Source organism: Pantoea sp. 9140, from assembly GCF_000745295.1.
Classification (GTDB): Bacteria; Pseudomonadota; Gammaproteobacteria; order Enterobacterales; family Enterobacteriaceae; genus Pantoea; species Pantoea vagans.
Genome location: NZ_JQNO01000001.1, coordinates 859,735 through 874,517 on the forward strand (window position 1 = coordinate 859,735; position 14,783 = coordinate 874,517).

A 14,783-nucleotide genomic window follows, 5' to 3' on the forward strand; every position below is an offset into this window, starting at 1 on the left:
TGACAAAAGGGCGATTTATCGCCCTTTTTTGTTGCCCCGATTTTAATCATTGCCGACGATTATTCTGACCTAACCGCAACCGATTAAATGCCGCATTGTGAGAGAAATCTGAGTTTAAAAAAATTAATCAATTTCCGGATGTGAATTATCCGCTTTCAGGTAGGCTATGCGCTCTCAGAGGTTGCAAAGCGGGTTACAGAAGGAAAAAAAATGACAGTTCTCGCCCAGGAAGCCAGAAACAGTGTGGTCGTTTTACATCAGCTCATTGAACGTATTTTTAACCAGCCTGCCGGATCTGATGACAGTTTTGAGCTGCTGATGTCCTATTTCCATCCTGAATTCCGCATGGTCACCCCAAAGGGCAGAGAGTGCAATCTGAACGAGGTCGAGGAACTCTTCAGGCAGTTGCAGGGACAGCGCGAAGGGATGCGTATTGCCACCTGCGAGCACGTCATCCTTTCTCATCATGAGAAAGAGATCACCGTGCAGTATCGCGAAATGCAGATGATGAATGGCAATAATCAGAGCCGTATTTCGCTGGCGATACTGGACTGCAGCAGCTCCATTCCACGCTGGCGCTATCTGCAGGAGACGCTGGTCGCCTGATATCACAGCCCAGGACAGACGAAAAAAAACCGGTGAATTCACCGGTTTTTTTATTTCAGGTCGCGTTACTGGTCGTGCAGGGTTTCATCTTCCCGGCAATCGCCCAGCGTACAGTGTCCATAGAGATAGAGGCTGTGGTTGGTCAGTTTGATGCCATGACGGGTGGCGATTTCACGCTGACGCGTTTCGATCGACTCATCGCTGAACTCAATAACTTTGCCGCAATCCAGGCAGATTAGATGATCGTGGTGATGCTGCTGCGTCAGTTCAAAGACAGATTTGCCGCCTTCAAAGTTATGACGGGTCACGATACCAGCGTCATCAAACTGGTTCAGAACACGGTAAACGGTAGCCAGGCCAATCTCTTCGCCGATGTCGATCAGGCGTTTGTACAAATCTTCCGCACTGACGTGATGGCACTCAGGTTCCTGAAGCACTTCCAGAATTTTCAGTCTGGGCAGCGTCACTTTCAGGCCAGCCTTCTTTAATGCGGTGTTGTTGTCAGTCATGCGGATTTTGTCCTGTCACTATATTCACTTTTGTGGCTTGTCGCCTTGAATGTCGATCTGCGCTCATTCTCATTTGCGTCTCATTATAGAACTGAAGCGATGAAATGAAAACCAGAGGGCGTGCCTGAATCATCACGGGCTGTGGGGGATAGGTCACCGGGCCGGGGAGGATTCTGGCAGATGTCTGTTGGTACATCGCTTAGTCTTGCCGCCTGAGAAATAAGCGGAAGATCGATGCGGGTATTCTACAGATTAAACGGAGAAAGTTAAAAAAATGTGGCTATTATTTCTATAGGAATTTCCATTGCCTCAATGTGAGCTGGCGCTCACATTGAGTCGGGCAGGATCAGGCTTCGAGGATATCTTTCAGCTGCAGTTCATCAGAAATCTGCTTAACCCACTGCTCTACGCGCTGGTTAGTCAGTTCAGGCTGGCGATCTTCATCAATGGCCAGACCCAGGAAGTGGGTATCATCTGCCAGACCTTTTGAGGCTTCGAAGTGGTAACCTTCGGTTGGCCAGTGTCCGACAATCACGGCACCGTGCGGCTCAATGATGTCACGGATCGTGCCCATCGCATCACAGAAGTACTCCGCGTAATCTTCCTGATCGCCGCAGCCAAACAGCGCAACCAGCTTGCCGTTGAAATCGATCTCTTCCAGCGTCGGGAAAAAGTCATCCCAGTCGCACTGCGCTTCACCGTAGTACCAGGTCGGAATGCCCAGCAGCAGGATATCAAACGCTTCCAGATCTTCTTTTGTGCTTTTCGCGATGTCATGCACTTCTGCAACGTCTGTACCCAGCTGTTTCTGGATCATTTTTGCAATGTTTTCGGTATTGCCGGTATCGCTGCCAAAGAAGATGCCTACGAGTGCCATGAGTAAAATAACCTCTTAAATCCTGATAATGAGATGTGTGCCGCAGCACATTTCAGCGAATAATAGCAGACGAGAGAAAACCGGTGAACGGTTAAAGCCCCGACATTTGCTCCTGCGTGCGATTTGCCCGCATTAATCCAGTTTGAGCTGTGCCAGCAGCATCTGTTCAATCAGCTCGCTGCGGCTGAGATTGCGCTGTTCTGCCAGCGTGTTGAGCGCATCGACGGCTTCACTGTTCATTTTCAGTTCGACACGACGAAGTCCGCGTCCTTTGTCACGTTTAAGCTGATTGCGCTTGTTGATGCGCAGCTGTTCATCACGCGAAAGCGGACTGGTTTTGGGTCGACCAGGGCGGCGCTCATCAGCAAAGAGATCGAGCGTCGTGCGGTCAGTCTGTTCTTTTGCCATGGCTTAGTAAAACTGAATGGGGGCGGGCGCCAGTCACTCACCGCGCAGATTATAAATTATTGGCTATTGCCGCAGCAAAACGGACGCGCGGCAAAATTTTAGCGCGCCATCATACTTCACGCTTACTCCGGACGCCAATCCTAAACCTTTGCCGCCATCTATTTGCTTTTAAAGCGCAAAAAAGCGACGGACACTGCGCAAAACGGCATCGGGTTTCTCTGCATGAACCCAGTGTCCCGCGCCTCCAATGACATGTGCCTGCGCGGCCGGGAACTGCTGCAACAGCGCATCGCGGTAGCGGTTGTCCAGATAGCTGGAGTCGCCTCCGCGAATAAACAGTGCCGGATGATCCCATGCCGGAACGGGCTGCCAGCCCGAAATCGTGGTGTAGTTATCCCACAGCACCGGGACGTTGAAGCGCCACTCGCCCGCCTGAAATGACTTCAGCAGGAACTGAATCACCCCTTCTTCATCGATAAGCGTACGCATAATCTTCGCCGCCTCACTGCGTGACGAGACGCCTGCGTCGGTTACAGCACGAATACCGGCAAAAATCTCATCATGGCGGCGGGTCTGGTAGTCGACCGGAGCAATGTCAATCATCACCAGCCGCTCGATGCGGTCCGGCACCAGCGCGCTCATGGTCATGGCGATCTTCCCGCCCATTGAGTGACCGATCACCGCGACGCGTTCAATGCCGTGCGCATCCAGCGTATCGACCATGTCCTGCGCCATTACAGCGTAGTTCATCTCGTCAGATCGTGGTGAGAGTCCGTGGTTGCGGACATCAACCTGCAGCAGAGGCCCGGCATCTTTGAGCCCACGCGCCAGCACGCCAAGGTTATCCAGACTGCCAAACAGGCCGTGGATAAGCAGGACAGGTAAGGAATCAGCAGGGGATTGTTCAGTTTGCAGACGGGCGTTCAAAATCATAGCAAAGTTCTTAAGTTTGAGACCTGTGCTTAGGTTATCATGGTTTCACCTTTTCAGGCGCGCCGGTTCCGGCGGCATTAGGACATATTCTGACTTTTGCCCGTAAACCGTTTGATTGCTAACAACCCGCCTGAATTTAACTTTATAATCCTGATGTTAGAACCCGCACATCCTTTGAATTGCCTGACTATACTCAGAGCTTTTCAGGAAACAGGTGGTTCTGTCATGAGAAAGAACCGTACGGAATAAGATGAAAACGATCGAAGTTGACGAAGAGCTCTACCGTTATATTGCCAGCCACACGCAACACATTGGTGAAAGCGCATCCGACATTCTGCGTCGTATGCTGAAGTTCACTGCCGGTCAGACTGCACCCGCTTCGCCTGCTCAGCCAGCCTCAAAAGAGGCAGCGAAAGAGTCTCAGCCTGCGTCCGTGGGTTCGCGCCCGCAGGATCGTGTCCGCGCGGTGCGTGAGCTGCTGCTTTCCGATGAATATGCGGAGCAGAAGCGGGCGGTGAACCGCTTTATGCTTATCTTGTCAACGCTCTATCGTCTTGATACTGCAGCTTTTGCTGAAGCTACTGCATCTCTGCAGGGCCGCACCCGCGTCTATTTTGCTGGTGATGAGCATACGCTGTTACAGAATGGCACCCATACTAAGCCGAAGCATGTGCCCGGCACACCGTACTGGGTGATCACCAACACCAATACTGGTCGTAAATGCAGCATGGTCGAACACATCATGCTCTCGATGCAGTTCCCGGCGGAACTGACCGAGAAAGTTTGCGGCACCATTTAAAACTTAAGCGTCAGGGAGCAGCGCCAATGGCCAATCACCCACGTGCCGGGCAACCCGCCCAGCAGAGCGATTTGATTAACGTTGCACAATTAACGTCACAATATTATGTCCTGCAGCCCGATGTGGCGAACCCGGAACATGCGGTGAAATTTGGCACCTCTGGCCATCGCGGCAGTGCAGGGCGTCAGAGCTTCAACGAGATGCACATTCTGGCTATCGCGCAGGCGATTGCCGAAGAGCGTAAAAAGAACGGCATCACCGGGCCGTGCTACGTCGGTAAAGACACCCATGCGCTGTCAGAACCGGCGATCCTGTCGGTACTGGAAGTGCTGGCGGCGAACGGCGTTGATGTAATTGTGCAGCAGGACAATGGCTATACGCCGACCCCTGCGATCTCGAACGCTATTCTTGAGCACAACAAAGCGGGCGGCCCACTGGCTGACGGCATCGTCATCACGCCATCGCACAACCCACCGGAAGATGGCGGCATCAAGTACAATCCACCTAACGGCGGACCGGCTGATACCAACGTCACCAAAGTAGTGGAAGATCGCGCTAATCAGCTGATCAAAGATGGGCTGAAAGAGGTGAAACGTCTGCCGCTGGAACAGGCGATGGCGAGTGGTCACGTGGTCGAGAAAGATCTGATCCAGCCGTACGTTGAAGGTCTGGCAGAGATTATCGACTTCCCGGCGATCCAGAAAGCGGGCCTGAAGCTGGGTGTTGATCCACTGGGCGGTTCCGGTATTGCCTACTGGCAGCGTATTGCTGAGCACTACAAGCTGGATCTGACGCTGGTGAATGACGCGGTCGATCAGACCTTCCGCTTTATGCATCTGGATAAAGATGGCGTCGTGCGCATGGACTGCTCGTCTGAAAGCGCAATGGCAGGCCTGCTGGCCTATCGTGACAAGTTTGATCTGGCGTTCGGCAACGATCCCGATTATGACCGTCACGGCATTGTGACCCCGGCGGGTCTGATGAATCCAAACCACTATCTGGCGGTCGCGATCAACTATCTGTTCCAGCACCGTCCACAGTGGGGCCAGGATGTTGCCGTGGGTAAAACCCTGGTGTCCAGCGCCATGATTGACCGTGTGGTCAACGACATTGGCCGCAAGCTGGTGGAAGTGCCGGTTGGTTTCAAATGGTTTGTTGATGGTCTGTATGACGGCAGCTTCGGTTTCGGCGGCGAAGAGAGCGCGGGTGCATCATTCCTGCGTTTTGATGGCACGCCATGGTCAACGGACAAAGATGGCATCATCATGTGTCTGCTGGCGGCTGAAATCACCGCTGTGACCGGTAAAAACCCGCAGCAGCATTATGACGAGCTGGCCGCGCGCTTTGGCGCACCAAGCTACAACCGTCTGCAGGCATCCGCCACTTCAGCGCAGAAAGCTGCACTGTCGAAGCTGTCACCAGAAATGGTAAGCGCGGATACGCTGGCGGGTGATCCCATCACCGCGCGTCTGACTGCGGCACCAGGTAACGGTGCGTCTATCGGCGGTCTGAAAGTGATGACGGAGAATGGCTGGTTTGCTGCTCGTCCGTCAGGCACCGAAGACGCCTACAAAATCTACTGTGAAAGCTTCCTGGGCGCAGAACACCGCGCGCAGATTGAAAAAGAAGCGGTAGAGATTGTCAGCGAAGTGCTGAAAAACGCCTGATAGTCGGGTAAAGAAAAGGCGCCTCTGGCGCCATTTAGATTGTTAACAAAATCTACTCCAGTTAGCTGCGGGAACGTGCCAGCACAGGAAACAGGGTCAGATCGGAAAGACGCAAAAGCCGTCATCCATGACACGCTCGGCCCACGCCATCCATGGCGTGGGACGCTTTCCTCCTCTGACCCAGTTCCCTGCGCCTCAGGTTTATTCGTTGCGGTCAGATTCACTCTGATTTGAGTTTGTTTGCAGTTATGAAAGGCGCCTCTGGCGCCTTTTTTTATGGCATAAAGCGATAGCCGATCCCGGTTTCGGTCAGCAGATGAGCCGGTTGGGTCGGATTCGCTTCCAGCTTCTGGCGCAGATGCCCCATATAAATGCGCAGATAGTGGCTGTGCTCCACCGCATTGGGCCCCCAGACCTGGCTCAGCAGCTGCCGCTGCGTCAGCACCTTTCCTGCATTATTCAGCAGAATGCTCAACAGACGAAATTCAATTGGCGTGAGGTGAATCTCACTGCCGCCGCGCTGTACCCGGCGTGCGGCAAAATCGACGCTGACGTCGGCAAACTGAATTCTTGCTTCGGGCTGCTGACCACCATGACGGCGCAGTGCAACACGGACGCGCGCCAGCAGTTCGCCAATGCCAAAAGGTTTGGTCAGATAGTCATCCGCCCCGGCATCCAGTGCGGCGATCTTATCCTGTTCATCACTGCGCGCCGACAGCACTATCACCGGTATGGCACTCCACTGGCGCAGGTCACGGATAAAATCGGTGCCATCCCCATCCGGCAGGCCAAGATCGAGGATCACTAAATCAGGTTTACGGGTTGCCGCTTCAATCAGTCCGCGTTGCAGCGTATCGGCGTCAAACACCTTCAGATCTTCATTTTCCAGCGCCAGCCGGACAAAACGGCGGATCTCTTTTTCATCTTCAACGATCAAAACCGTGGTCACGCAATACCTGCCTTGAGTGAGAGCCGAAGCGCTACTTTATCAATATTTTATGCTGCCGTCCGCGCGCGTCATCTTTCGGGCATTCAAACCCTCTCGTAACCTGGCGGTAACTTATCTGTAACTAAATTACAGGTTAATTCTTAAACAGCAAAAATAGCGACAAATAAGTGGTCAGATGAGTAGTAAAATTACACAACCTGGCGTAAAGTTGAACACAGATCACATTCGCACACTTTAACTTACCGGGAGGAGAAACCATGTATCAGGCTTATCCACGTTATAAAATACTCGCGCGTCGTACGCTGGTGGTTCTTCTCGGCGTTCTGGCACTGCCTGTCATGCTGTTTCGACAGGATCGGGCACGCTTCTACAGTTACCTGCATCGCGTCTGGTGCAAGACCAGCGCAAAGCCGGTCTGGCTGGCGCAGTCTGAAGCCGGTGGTGGCGCATTCTGGTAATGACCCCTCCCGCAGAACAGGCCTGGTCATCTGACCGGGCTTTTTTTTGCGTTTTTTCTGAGAATAAGCGGTCCGGAACCGCGTTTTCCCCCTTTATTCCTGACCATTTTGCGCTACACTTAAACCTCTACAAGATTTCGGAGGTTGTACAAGTATGAGCAAAAAAATCCCCGTTGGAATCAGTGCATGCCTGCTCGGCGATAGCGTGAGGTTTGATGGTGGCCATAAGCGTCTTACTTTTGCAACTGAGGATCTTACGCCATTTGTCCGCTTTGAGCCGATCTGTCCTGAAATGGCGATTGGGCTGCCTACGCCGCGTCCGGCATTGCGTCTGGTAAAGCAGGGTGATGATGAGGTGCATCTTTGCTTCAGCAAAGACGGCGGCGAAGAAGTCACCGCTCAGATGCGTGACTGGTCTGCGGAGCGGGTAAAATCGCTGCATCATCTCTCCGGTTATATCCTGTGCGCCAAGTCGCCCAGCTGCGGGATGGAGCGCGTACGGGTCTACGAACCCGACAACAACAATAACCGCAAAGTGGGCACCGGCATTTTTGCTGAATTCCTGCAGCGCGAGATGCCCTGGCTGCCGCTGGAAGAGGATGGTCGTCTGCACGATCCCGCTCTGCGAGAGAACTTTATCGGCCGTATCTGCGCACTGCATGAATTTAATCAGATGTGGGAAAGCGGCCTGACCCGTCACGGGCTGATCGCCTTTCACAGCCGCTACAAACTGATGATGCTGGCGCATTCGCAGGAGAAATATCGCGAGCTGGGACCCTTTGTTGCTTCGATGAGCCAGTGGGATTCGCTGGATGCCTTTGCCTTTGAGTACCGCAATCGCATGATGGAACTGATGTCACGTCCCGCCTCACGTCGTAATCACACCAATGTGCTGATGCACGTGCAGGGCTACTTCCGCCGCCAGCTAAGCTCACCGCAGCGTCAGGAGCTGGCAACGCTGATTGACCGCTATCGTCAGGGTACACAACCGCTGCTGGTGCCCATTACCATTCTCAAGCACTACATGGCTGAGTTTCCGCATCCGTGGCTGGCACAGCAGCGCTATTTCGATCCCTATCCCGAAGCCTTGTGCTTACGCTACGGACAGTAATTCAGGAGGCGTATGACCACTCATCTGGTCTGGCTGCGTAATGATTTACGCATCAACGATAATCTGGCACTTCACGCCGCCTGTCGCGACAGCAAGGCAAAAGTGATTGCGCTCTTCCTTGCTACGCCGGAACAGTGGCAGCAGCATGACATGTCACCCAGGCAGGCGGCGTTTATTCACGCCAGTCTGGTGGAAGTACAGAACGCGCTGGCTGAGCGGGGCATTGCGCTGCACTATCAGGCGTGTCACGCCTTCAGCGACAGTATCGATGCGCTGGCCGAATTCTGTGACAAGCACCAGGTCGACCAGCTCTTCTATAACTATCAGTATGAAGTGAATGAGCGTCAGCGCGATGCCGAGGCGGAAAAGCGTCTCGATGACGCGGGCGTGATCTGCCAGGGCTTTGATGACAGCCTGCTGCTGCCACCTGGCAGTGTGCAGAGTGGCGATCGCTCGATGTATAAAGTCTTTACGCCGTTCAGCAAAGCCTTTGTCCGCCGTTTGCAGCAGAGTCTTCCGGAGTGTGTGCCTGCACCTAAGCCGCGCGACGGTGCGCCGCTGAAAACCACCCCAATCCCTGCGTTTGACTGTCCGACCGAAGCCTTTGATGAGGATTTGTTTCCGGCAGGCGAAGCGGCTGCCCTGAAGCGGTTGCGCCATTTCGCCACTCAACCCATTATCGATTATCCCGCGAAGCGCGACCTTCCTGCGCTGGACGCTACCAGTCGCCTGTCGGTCTATCTGTCGACCGGCGTGCTGTCGCCTCGTCAGTGTCTGCATCGCGTGCTGCATGAACATCCCGATGCGCTGGACAGCAGTCGCGCATTTACCTGGCTGAACGAGCTGATCTGGCGTGAGTTCTATCGTCATCTGCTGGTGGCCTATCCGGCACTGTGCCGGCACAAGCCATTTATTGACTGGACGCGTAACGTGGAATGGCAGCGTGAAGACGCGCATTTCGATGCCTGGAAAGCGGGAAAAACAGGCTATCCGATCGTCGATGCTGCAATGCGTCAGATGAAGGCGCTGGGCTGGATGCACAACCGTTTACGGATGATCACCGCCAGTTTCCTGGTTAAAGATCTGCTGATCGACTGGCGCGAAGGCGAACGCTATTTCATGCAGCAGCTGATTGATGGCGACCTGGCCGCAAACAATGGTGGCTGGCAGTGGGCGGCTTCCACCGGTACAGATTCAGCACCCTATTTCCGCATTTTTAACCCGACCACACAGGGCGAGCGCTTCGATGAGCAGGGCGAGTTTATCCGTCACTATCTGCCGGAGCTGGCGGACGTCCCTGACAGCCATATTCACCAGCCCCACGTCTGGGCGGAAAAGAACAACAGGAAACTCGATTATCCGGCACCAATCGTGGATCATAAGGCAGCCCGTAAAAAGACATTAGACGCCTTTGAGCGCGCCAAAAGCGCCGCCTGAGGCCTCGAAGGAGCCTGAATGAACCATTACGAACTAGAGACGCTGATCAATCAGCAACTCGACAGCCACAGCTTCAGCGACTATGCCCCCAACGGGTTGCAGGTTGAGGGACGCAGCGAAGTTAAAACGATTATCACCGGCGTGACGGCCTGTCAGGCCCTGCTGGATGAGGCGGTCGCACGTCAGGCCGATGCAATAATCGTCCATCATGGCTACTTCTGGAAAAGTGAACCGGCCGCGATTAAAGGCATGAAGCGCCGCCGTCTGCGGACGTTGCTGGCTAACGATATTAATCTCTATGGCTGGCACCTGCCGCTTGATGCGCATTCAGAACTGGGCAACAACGCCCAGCTGGCGAAACTGCTGGATATCGACGTACGTGGCGAAGTCATGCCGCTGGTGTTCTGGGGTGAGCTGGCTGAGCCGATCTCCGGTGAACAGCTGGCCCGCCGAATTGGCGATAAGCTGGGACGCGAACCGCTGCATTGCGGTGATAACGCGCCAGCACTGATCCGTCGCATCGCCTGGTGCAGCGGTGGCGGACAGGGCTTTATCGACCAGGCCGCCGCTGCGGGCGTTGATGCCTACATTACCGGTGAAGTCTCTGAACAGACCATTCACAGCGCACGCGAGCAGGGGCTGCATTTCTTTGCCGCAGGTCATCACGCCACCGAGCGTGGCGGCGTAAAAGCGCTGGGCGAGTGGCTGGCACAACACCACAATCTTGATGTGACCTTCATCGATATTCCTAATCCTGCCTGATCTCTCCCTTGTCCTGCGCGCCTGCGCAGGACCTAAATCTGTTGACACATCCCTGCCACTTTCGCATAACTATTTGCTTTAAGTAGATAAGCCATCGGCTGATCCGGGCATCCGGTCAGGTCGGCCAGGCACGATCTCAATCAGGCGGGAGGTAGCTGTTGCAAAGAGCACGGTGTTATTTATTGGGTGAACGCGCTGTCGTGCTGGAGCTGGAGCCGCCGGTCTCACTGGAGAGTCAGCAGCGTATCTGGGGACTGAACCAGCGACTGCAGTCGGATGCGGGCGTGCTGGAGGTCATTCCTGGCATGAACAATATCACCCTGATTCTGCGCGATCCCCAGCAGAGTGCGCTGGATGCGATAGAGCGGCTTCAGCGCTGGTGGGAAGAGAGTGAAGCGCAGTTGCCAGAATCGCGTCTGGTGGAGATCCCGGTGATCTATGGCGGCGAACATGGCCCCGATCTGGTGGTGGTGGCGGAACATGCCGCGCTGACGGCCGGTCAGGTGGTTGAGCTGCACAGCAGCAGCGACTATGTGGTGTTTTTTGTCGGCTTTCAGCCGGGCTTTCCCTATCTGGGCGGACTGGATCCGCGCCTGCACATACCACGCCGTGCGGAGCCGAGAGTTGCGGTACCGGCCGGATCGGTTGGCATCGGTGGCAGCCAGACGGGCGTCTATCCGCTGGCTTCGCCCGGCGGCTGGCAGTTAATCGGCCAGACCCGCACCGCGCTGTTTGATCCCCTGCAACAACCGCCCACACTGCTCCGTCCCGGTGACAGGGTTCGCTTTGTGCCGCAACAGGAGGGCGTATGTTAAATATTCTTCGCGCCGGGCTGGCCGCCACCCTTCAGGATGCGGGCCGCTACGGCTGGCGTCAGTATGGCATCAGCCCCGGCGGTGTGCTGGATCATCCCGCGATGTTCACCGCCAATGTGCTGGTGGGCAATGCGCCTGACAGCGCGGTGCTGGAGCTGGTGCTCGGCCAGTTCAAAGCGGAGTTTACCCGCGACGGCTGGTTCGCACTGACTGGCGCAGGCTGCCATGCGGAGCTGGACGGTCAGCCGGTCTGGACGGGCTGGCGCACGCCGGTGAAACGCGGCCAGGTCCTGTCGCTGGCGATGCCGCAGCGCGGCATGCGCAGCTATCTGGCAGTGCAGGGTGGTTTTGACATCCCTGCGGTGCTCGGCTCGGCCAGCACCGATCTGAAAGCAAAATTTGGCGGATTTCACGGTCGCGCCTTACGGGATGGCGATCAGATCCCGCTGGGCAAACCGACGCGTCAGTTCGACCGCAAAGTCGGGGTACGGCAGCTGCTGTGGGGCAATCGCATCCGCGCACTGCCTGGTCCGGAGTATCACGAGTTCAGCCCCGACGCGCAGCAGGCGTTCTGGCGCACCGCATGGAAACTCAGCCCGCAAAGCAACCGGATGGGATACCGGCTTGAGGGACGTGAGCTTAAACGTGAAAGTCCGCGTGAGCTGCTGTCACACGGCGTGATGCCGGGTGTGATTCAGGTACCGCCGAACGGACAGCCTATCGTGCTGATGGCGGATGCCCAGACCACCGGCGGCTATCCGCGGATCGCCTCCGTCATCGAAGCCGATCTCTACCATCTGGCGCAAATCCGCCTCGGTGAGCCGATTCACTTTATTCATTGCACGCTGCCGGAAGCGATGCTGGCACGTCAGCATCAGCAACGCGCGATGGACCAGATGAAATGGGGACTTCATGAAAATTGATTTAAACGCCGACCTGGGCGAAGGCTGTGCCAGCGATCAGGCGCTGCTTAAACTGGTGAGTTCCGCCAATATCGCCTGTGGCTTTCATGCAGGGGATGCGCAGACCATGCTGCAGTCGGTGCGCTGGGCGCAGGCATCCGGCGTCGCCATCGGCGCGCATCCTGCTTTCCCCGATCGGGAGAACTTTGGCCGCAGTGCCATGCAGCTGCCACCGGAAACGGTCTATGCCCAGATGATCTACCAGATTGGCGCGCTGAAAAGCCTGGCGGAAAGCGAAGGTGCGCGGCTGGTTCACGTTAAGCCGCACGGCATGCTCTATAACCAGGCCGCGGCTAATCCGGTGCTGGCAGACGCCATTGCCCGCGCCATCCGTGCCGTCGACAGCCAGCTGATTGTGGTGGGACTGGCGAACAGCGAATCGATACGTGCCGCATCGCACTATGGCTTACGCACACGGGAAGAGGTTTTTGCCGATCGTGGCTATCTCAGCAGCGGTGCGCTGGTGCCGCGCAGCCAGCCGGGCGCGCTGATTGACGATGAGCAGCAGGCTATCGATCAGACGCTGACGATGGTGCAGCAGGGCAAGGTAAAAAGTATCACGGGAGAATGGGTGGCAGTGAATGCGCAGACCGTCTGCTTACATGGCGACGGCGCGCACGCCCTGCAGTTTGCACAGCGGTTGCGTGATGCGTTTGCCGGACAGCAGATCCGTGTCACCAGCATCTGAAAACACGACTTAGCCCGGCTTATGTCGGGTTTTTTAACTCTGGGGGAAATCCATGGAAAGTGCAGTGAATCTCTGGCCTTTACTGGGCATTGCCGCGATCGTCGTCGGCTTCGTATTACGTTTTAATCCGGTGCTGGTGGTGATTGTCGCCGGCTTTGTGACCGGTCTGGCGGCGATGATGCCGCTGGCGGACATTCTGGAAAAGCTCGGCGCGGGTTTTCTCAACACACGTAACCTGCCGCTGATTCTGCTGCTGCCGCTGGCGGTCATTGGGCTGCTGGAGCGTCACGGGCTGAAGGAGCGCGCACAGGCGTGGATCGCTCAGATTAGAACAGCCACCGCCGGACGTCTGCTGATCGTCTACCTGTTTGTACGTGAAATCACCGCGGCGCTGGGACTAACCAGTCTCGGCGGGCATCCACAGATGGTGCGTCCGTTGCTGGCCCCGATGGCAGAAGGCGCAACGGAAAACCGCTACGGCGAAATCACACCTGAGCTGCGCCATAAGCTGCGTGCCATGTCAGCAGCCACCGACAACGTCGGCCTCTTCTTTGGTGAAGATATCTTCGTGGCATTTGGCGCGATTATCTTTATGCATAACTTTATGCAGGAGTCAGCCGGGATTCAGACCGAACCGCTGCACATTGCGTTATGGGGCATTCCGACTGCCGTCGCCGCGTTCCTGATCCACTCGGCACGTCTGGTGCGACTCGATCGTCAGCTTGCGCATGAGCTGCAGCAGCTGAACCGTCAGGCGCTGAAAGCCAAAGGAGGTGAGTAATGTTCCAGCAACAATATCTGATGTGGCTGGCGGGCATCATCCTGCTGGTGGTGGCTATTCTCTCGTGGCGTGACAGTGCGAATCCACGTCGCTTTACCACCGGACTGTTCTGGGCCTTGTATGGCCTGGTGTTTCTGGTCGGTGACTGGACGACACAACTGATGAGCGCCTGGATGGGTTCAGATGCGGCGGGCACCCGTATGCTGCACATCACCATCGGTGTCATTGTGGTGGTGATGGCGCTGATTGCCGGTCTGGGGGGTGTCCGGCTGGGTCGCTATCATCAGCGCAGCGATGAAGAGAAACAGGCCAGTGCGCTGCGTCTGCGCAACAAACTGTTTCTGCCTGCGCTGGCGATTCCGGTCGTGACCGTGGTCGGTGTGCTGGCGTTTAACCATATTCCCGGTCTGCAGGAAGTGGTGTTCGGTCCCGGCAATCACGCCACGCTGGTGACACTCTTTTCAATGATGCTCGGCTGCGTGCTTGGCTGGCTGGTGGCATTGAAACTGACCCATGAAAAACCGGTGCAGTCGATGCAGGAGACCCGTCGCCTGCTGGATTCGATTGGCTGGGCCTTTATTCTGCCGCAAATCCTCGCCACTCTCGGACTGCTGTTTACCAGCGCGGGCGTGGGCAGTGCCATTTCGCATCTGACCGAAACCTGGCTGGCGGTGGATAACCGGTTTATTGCGGTAACGGTCTATGCCGTCGGGATGGCGCTGTTAACCATGATCATGGGTAACGCCTTTGCGGCATTTCCGATTATCACTGCAGGCGTCGGCATTCCGATTCTGGTGTTGCAGCACGGCGGAAATCCGGCAGTAATGGCGGCGATTGGTATGTTCTCCGGCTACTGCGGCACGCTGATGACGCCGATGGCGGCCAACTTCAATATTGTTCCGGCGGCGCTGCTGGAGCTGCCCGATCGTAACGCGGTCATCAAAGCTCAGATTCCGACTGGTGTGCTACTGTTAATCGTTAACATTTTCCTGCTCTATTTCCTGATGTTCCTGTGAGGCTG

At 55.9% G+C, this 14,783-nt stretch carries 17 protein-coding genes; 12 read left to right on the plus strand and 5 right to left on the minus strand.

Annotation, left to right across the window (positions count from 1 at the left end; all coding sequences use genetic code 11):
• The first annotated feature begins 210 nt into the window (after window positions 1–210).
• On the plus strand, window positions 211–606 hold the full coding sequence (locus FA92_RS04065; protein WP_013357123.1) for a hypothetical protein: 396 nt from the start codon (window positions 211–213) through the stop codon (window positions 604–606).
• Between the two features lie 65 nt (window positions 607–671).
• Here the strand turns inward: FA92_RS04065 and fur are convergent, their stop codons facing one another.
• From fur to ybfF, 4 genes are all read right to left on the minus strand, one after another.
• Window positions 672–1,115: a ferric iron uptake transcriptional regulator gene (gene fur / locus FA92_RS04070; RefSeq protein WP_009091454.1), complete on the minus strand. Its 444-nt coding sequence runs from the start codon at window positions 1,113–1,115 to the stop codon at window positions 672–674.
• A 346-nt stretch (window positions 1,116–1,461) separates the two neighbouring features.
• Window positions 1,462–1,992 (minus strand): flavodoxin FldA, encoded by a 531-nt coding sequence (gene fldA / locus FA92_RS04075; protein WP_013357124.1) that lies wholly within the window; start codon window positions 1,990–1,992, stop codon window positions 1,462–1,464.
• Window positions 1,993–2,124: 132 nt separating this feature from the next.
• Window positions 2,125–2,400, minus strand: coding sequence for a LexA regulated protein (gene ybfE / locus FA92_RS04080; protein WP_003852811.1), 276 nt, complete (start codon window positions 2,398–2,400; stop codon window positions 2,125–2,127).
• Window positions 2,401–2,568: 168 nt separating this feature from the next.
• Window positions 2,569–3,333 carry an esterase gene (gene ybfF, locus FA92_RS04085; RefSeq protein WP_033782330.1) on the minus strand — a complete coding sequence of 255 codons (765 nt, stop codon included), beginning with the start codon at window positions 3,331–3,333 and terminating at the stop codon, window positions 2,569–2,571.
• A gap of 250 nt (window positions 3,334–3,583) precedes the next feature.
• On the opposite strand from ybfF, the gene seqA reads away from it, so the two are divergent.
• Together seqA and pgm are read left to right on the plus strand one after the other, a co-directional pair.
• On the plus strand, window positions 3,584–4,132 hold the full coding sequence (gene seqA / locus FA92_RS04090; protein ID WP_013357126.1) for a replication initiation negative regulator SeqA: 549 nt from the start codon (window positions 3,584–3,586) through the stop codon (window positions 4,130–4,132).
• A gap of 26 nt (window positions 4,133–4,158) precedes the next feature.
• A complete protein-coding gene (gene pgm / locus FA92_RS04095; RefSeq protein ID WP_033731859.1) occupies window positions 4,159–5,799 on the plus strand; it encodes a phosphoglucomutase (alpha-D-glucose-1,6-bisphosphate-dependent) in 1,641 nt (546 codons plus the stop codon).
• A gap of 274 nt (window positions 5,800–6,073) precedes the next feature.
• On the opposite strand, the gene kdpE is transcribed toward pgm, so the two are convergent.
• Window positions 6,074–6,748, minus strand: a complete 675-nt coding sequence (gene kdpE, locus FA92_RS04100; RefSeq protein WP_033782331.1) for a two-component system response regulator KdpE — start codon at window positions 6,746–6,748, stop codon at window positions 6,074–6,076.
• Window positions 6,749–7,005: 257 nt separating this feature from the next.
• Here kdpE and FA92_RS04105 point away from each other — a divergent pair, with 257 nt between their 5' ends.
• The 9 genes from FA92_RS04105 to FA92_RS04145 all read left to right on the plus strand — a co-directional run bounded on the left by FA92_RS04105 (window position 7,006) and on the right by FA92_RS04145 (window position 14,778).
• Window positions 7,006–7,206, plus strand: a complete 201-nt coding sequence (locus tag FA92_RS04105) for a DUF2517 family protein (RefSeq protein ID WP_013357130.1) — start codon at window positions 7,006–7,008, stop codon at window positions 7,204–7,206.
• A gap of 154 nt (window positions 7,207–7,360) precedes the next feature.
• Window positions 7,361–8,317, plus strand: a complete 957-nt coding sequence (locus FA92_RS04110) for a 2-thiouracil desulfurase family protein (protein ID WP_013357131.1) — start codon at window positions 7,361–7,363, stop codon at window positions 8,315–8,317.
• Between the two features lie 12 nt (window positions 8,318–8,329).
• A complete protein-coding gene (phrB, locus tag FA92_RS04115; RefSeq protein WP_033782332.1) occupies window positions 8,330–9,754 on the plus strand; it encodes a deoxyribodipyrimidine photo-lyase in 1,425 nt (474 codons plus the stop codon).
• Window positions 9,755–9,772: 18 nt separating this feature from the next.
• Window positions 9,773–10,516, plus strand: coding sequence for a type 2 GTP cyclohydrolase I (locus tag FA92_RS04120; protein ID WP_013357133.1), 744 nt, complete (start codon window positions 9,773–9,775; stop codon window positions 10,514–10,516).
• A gap of 158 nt (window positions 10,517–10,674) precedes the next feature.
• Complete coding sequence (gene pxpB / locus FA92_RS04125) at window positions 10,675–11,331, plus strand: 5-oxoprolinase subunit PxpB (protein WP_013357134.1); 657 nt, start codon at window positions 10,675–10,677, stop codon at window positions 11,329–11,331.
• Window positions 11,325–12,254, plus strand: coding sequence for a 5-oxoprolinase subunit PxpC (gene pxpC / locus FA92_RS04130; protein WP_033782333.1), 930 nt, complete (start codon window positions 11,325–11,327; stop codon window positions 12,252–12,254). The genes pxpB and pxpC overlap by 7 nt, the downstream gene beginning before the upstream one ends.
• A complete protein-coding gene (pxpA, locus tag FA92_RS04135) occupies window positions 12,244–12,981 on the plus strand; it encodes a 5-oxoprolinase subunit PxpA (RefSeq protein WP_033782335.1) in 738 nt (245 codons plus the stop codon). Before pxpC ends, pxpA begins: the two co-directional genes overlap by 11 nt.
• Before the next feature lie 52 nt (window positions 12,982–13,033).
• On the plus strand, window positions 13,034–13,762 hold the full coding sequence (locus FA92_RS04140) for a DUF969 domain-containing protein (RefSeq protein WP_013357137.1): 729 nt from the start codon (window positions 13,034–13,036) through the stop codon (window positions 13,760–13,762).
• Entirely contained in the window at window positions 13,762–14,778 is a 1,017-nt protein-coding gene (locus FA92_RS04145) for a DUF979 domain-containing protein (RefSeq protein ID WP_033782337.1), read from the plus strand. The genes FA92_RS04140 and FA92_RS04145 overlap by 1 nt, the downstream gene beginning before the upstream one ends.
• Window positions 14,779–14,783 lie beyond the last annotated feature (5 nt).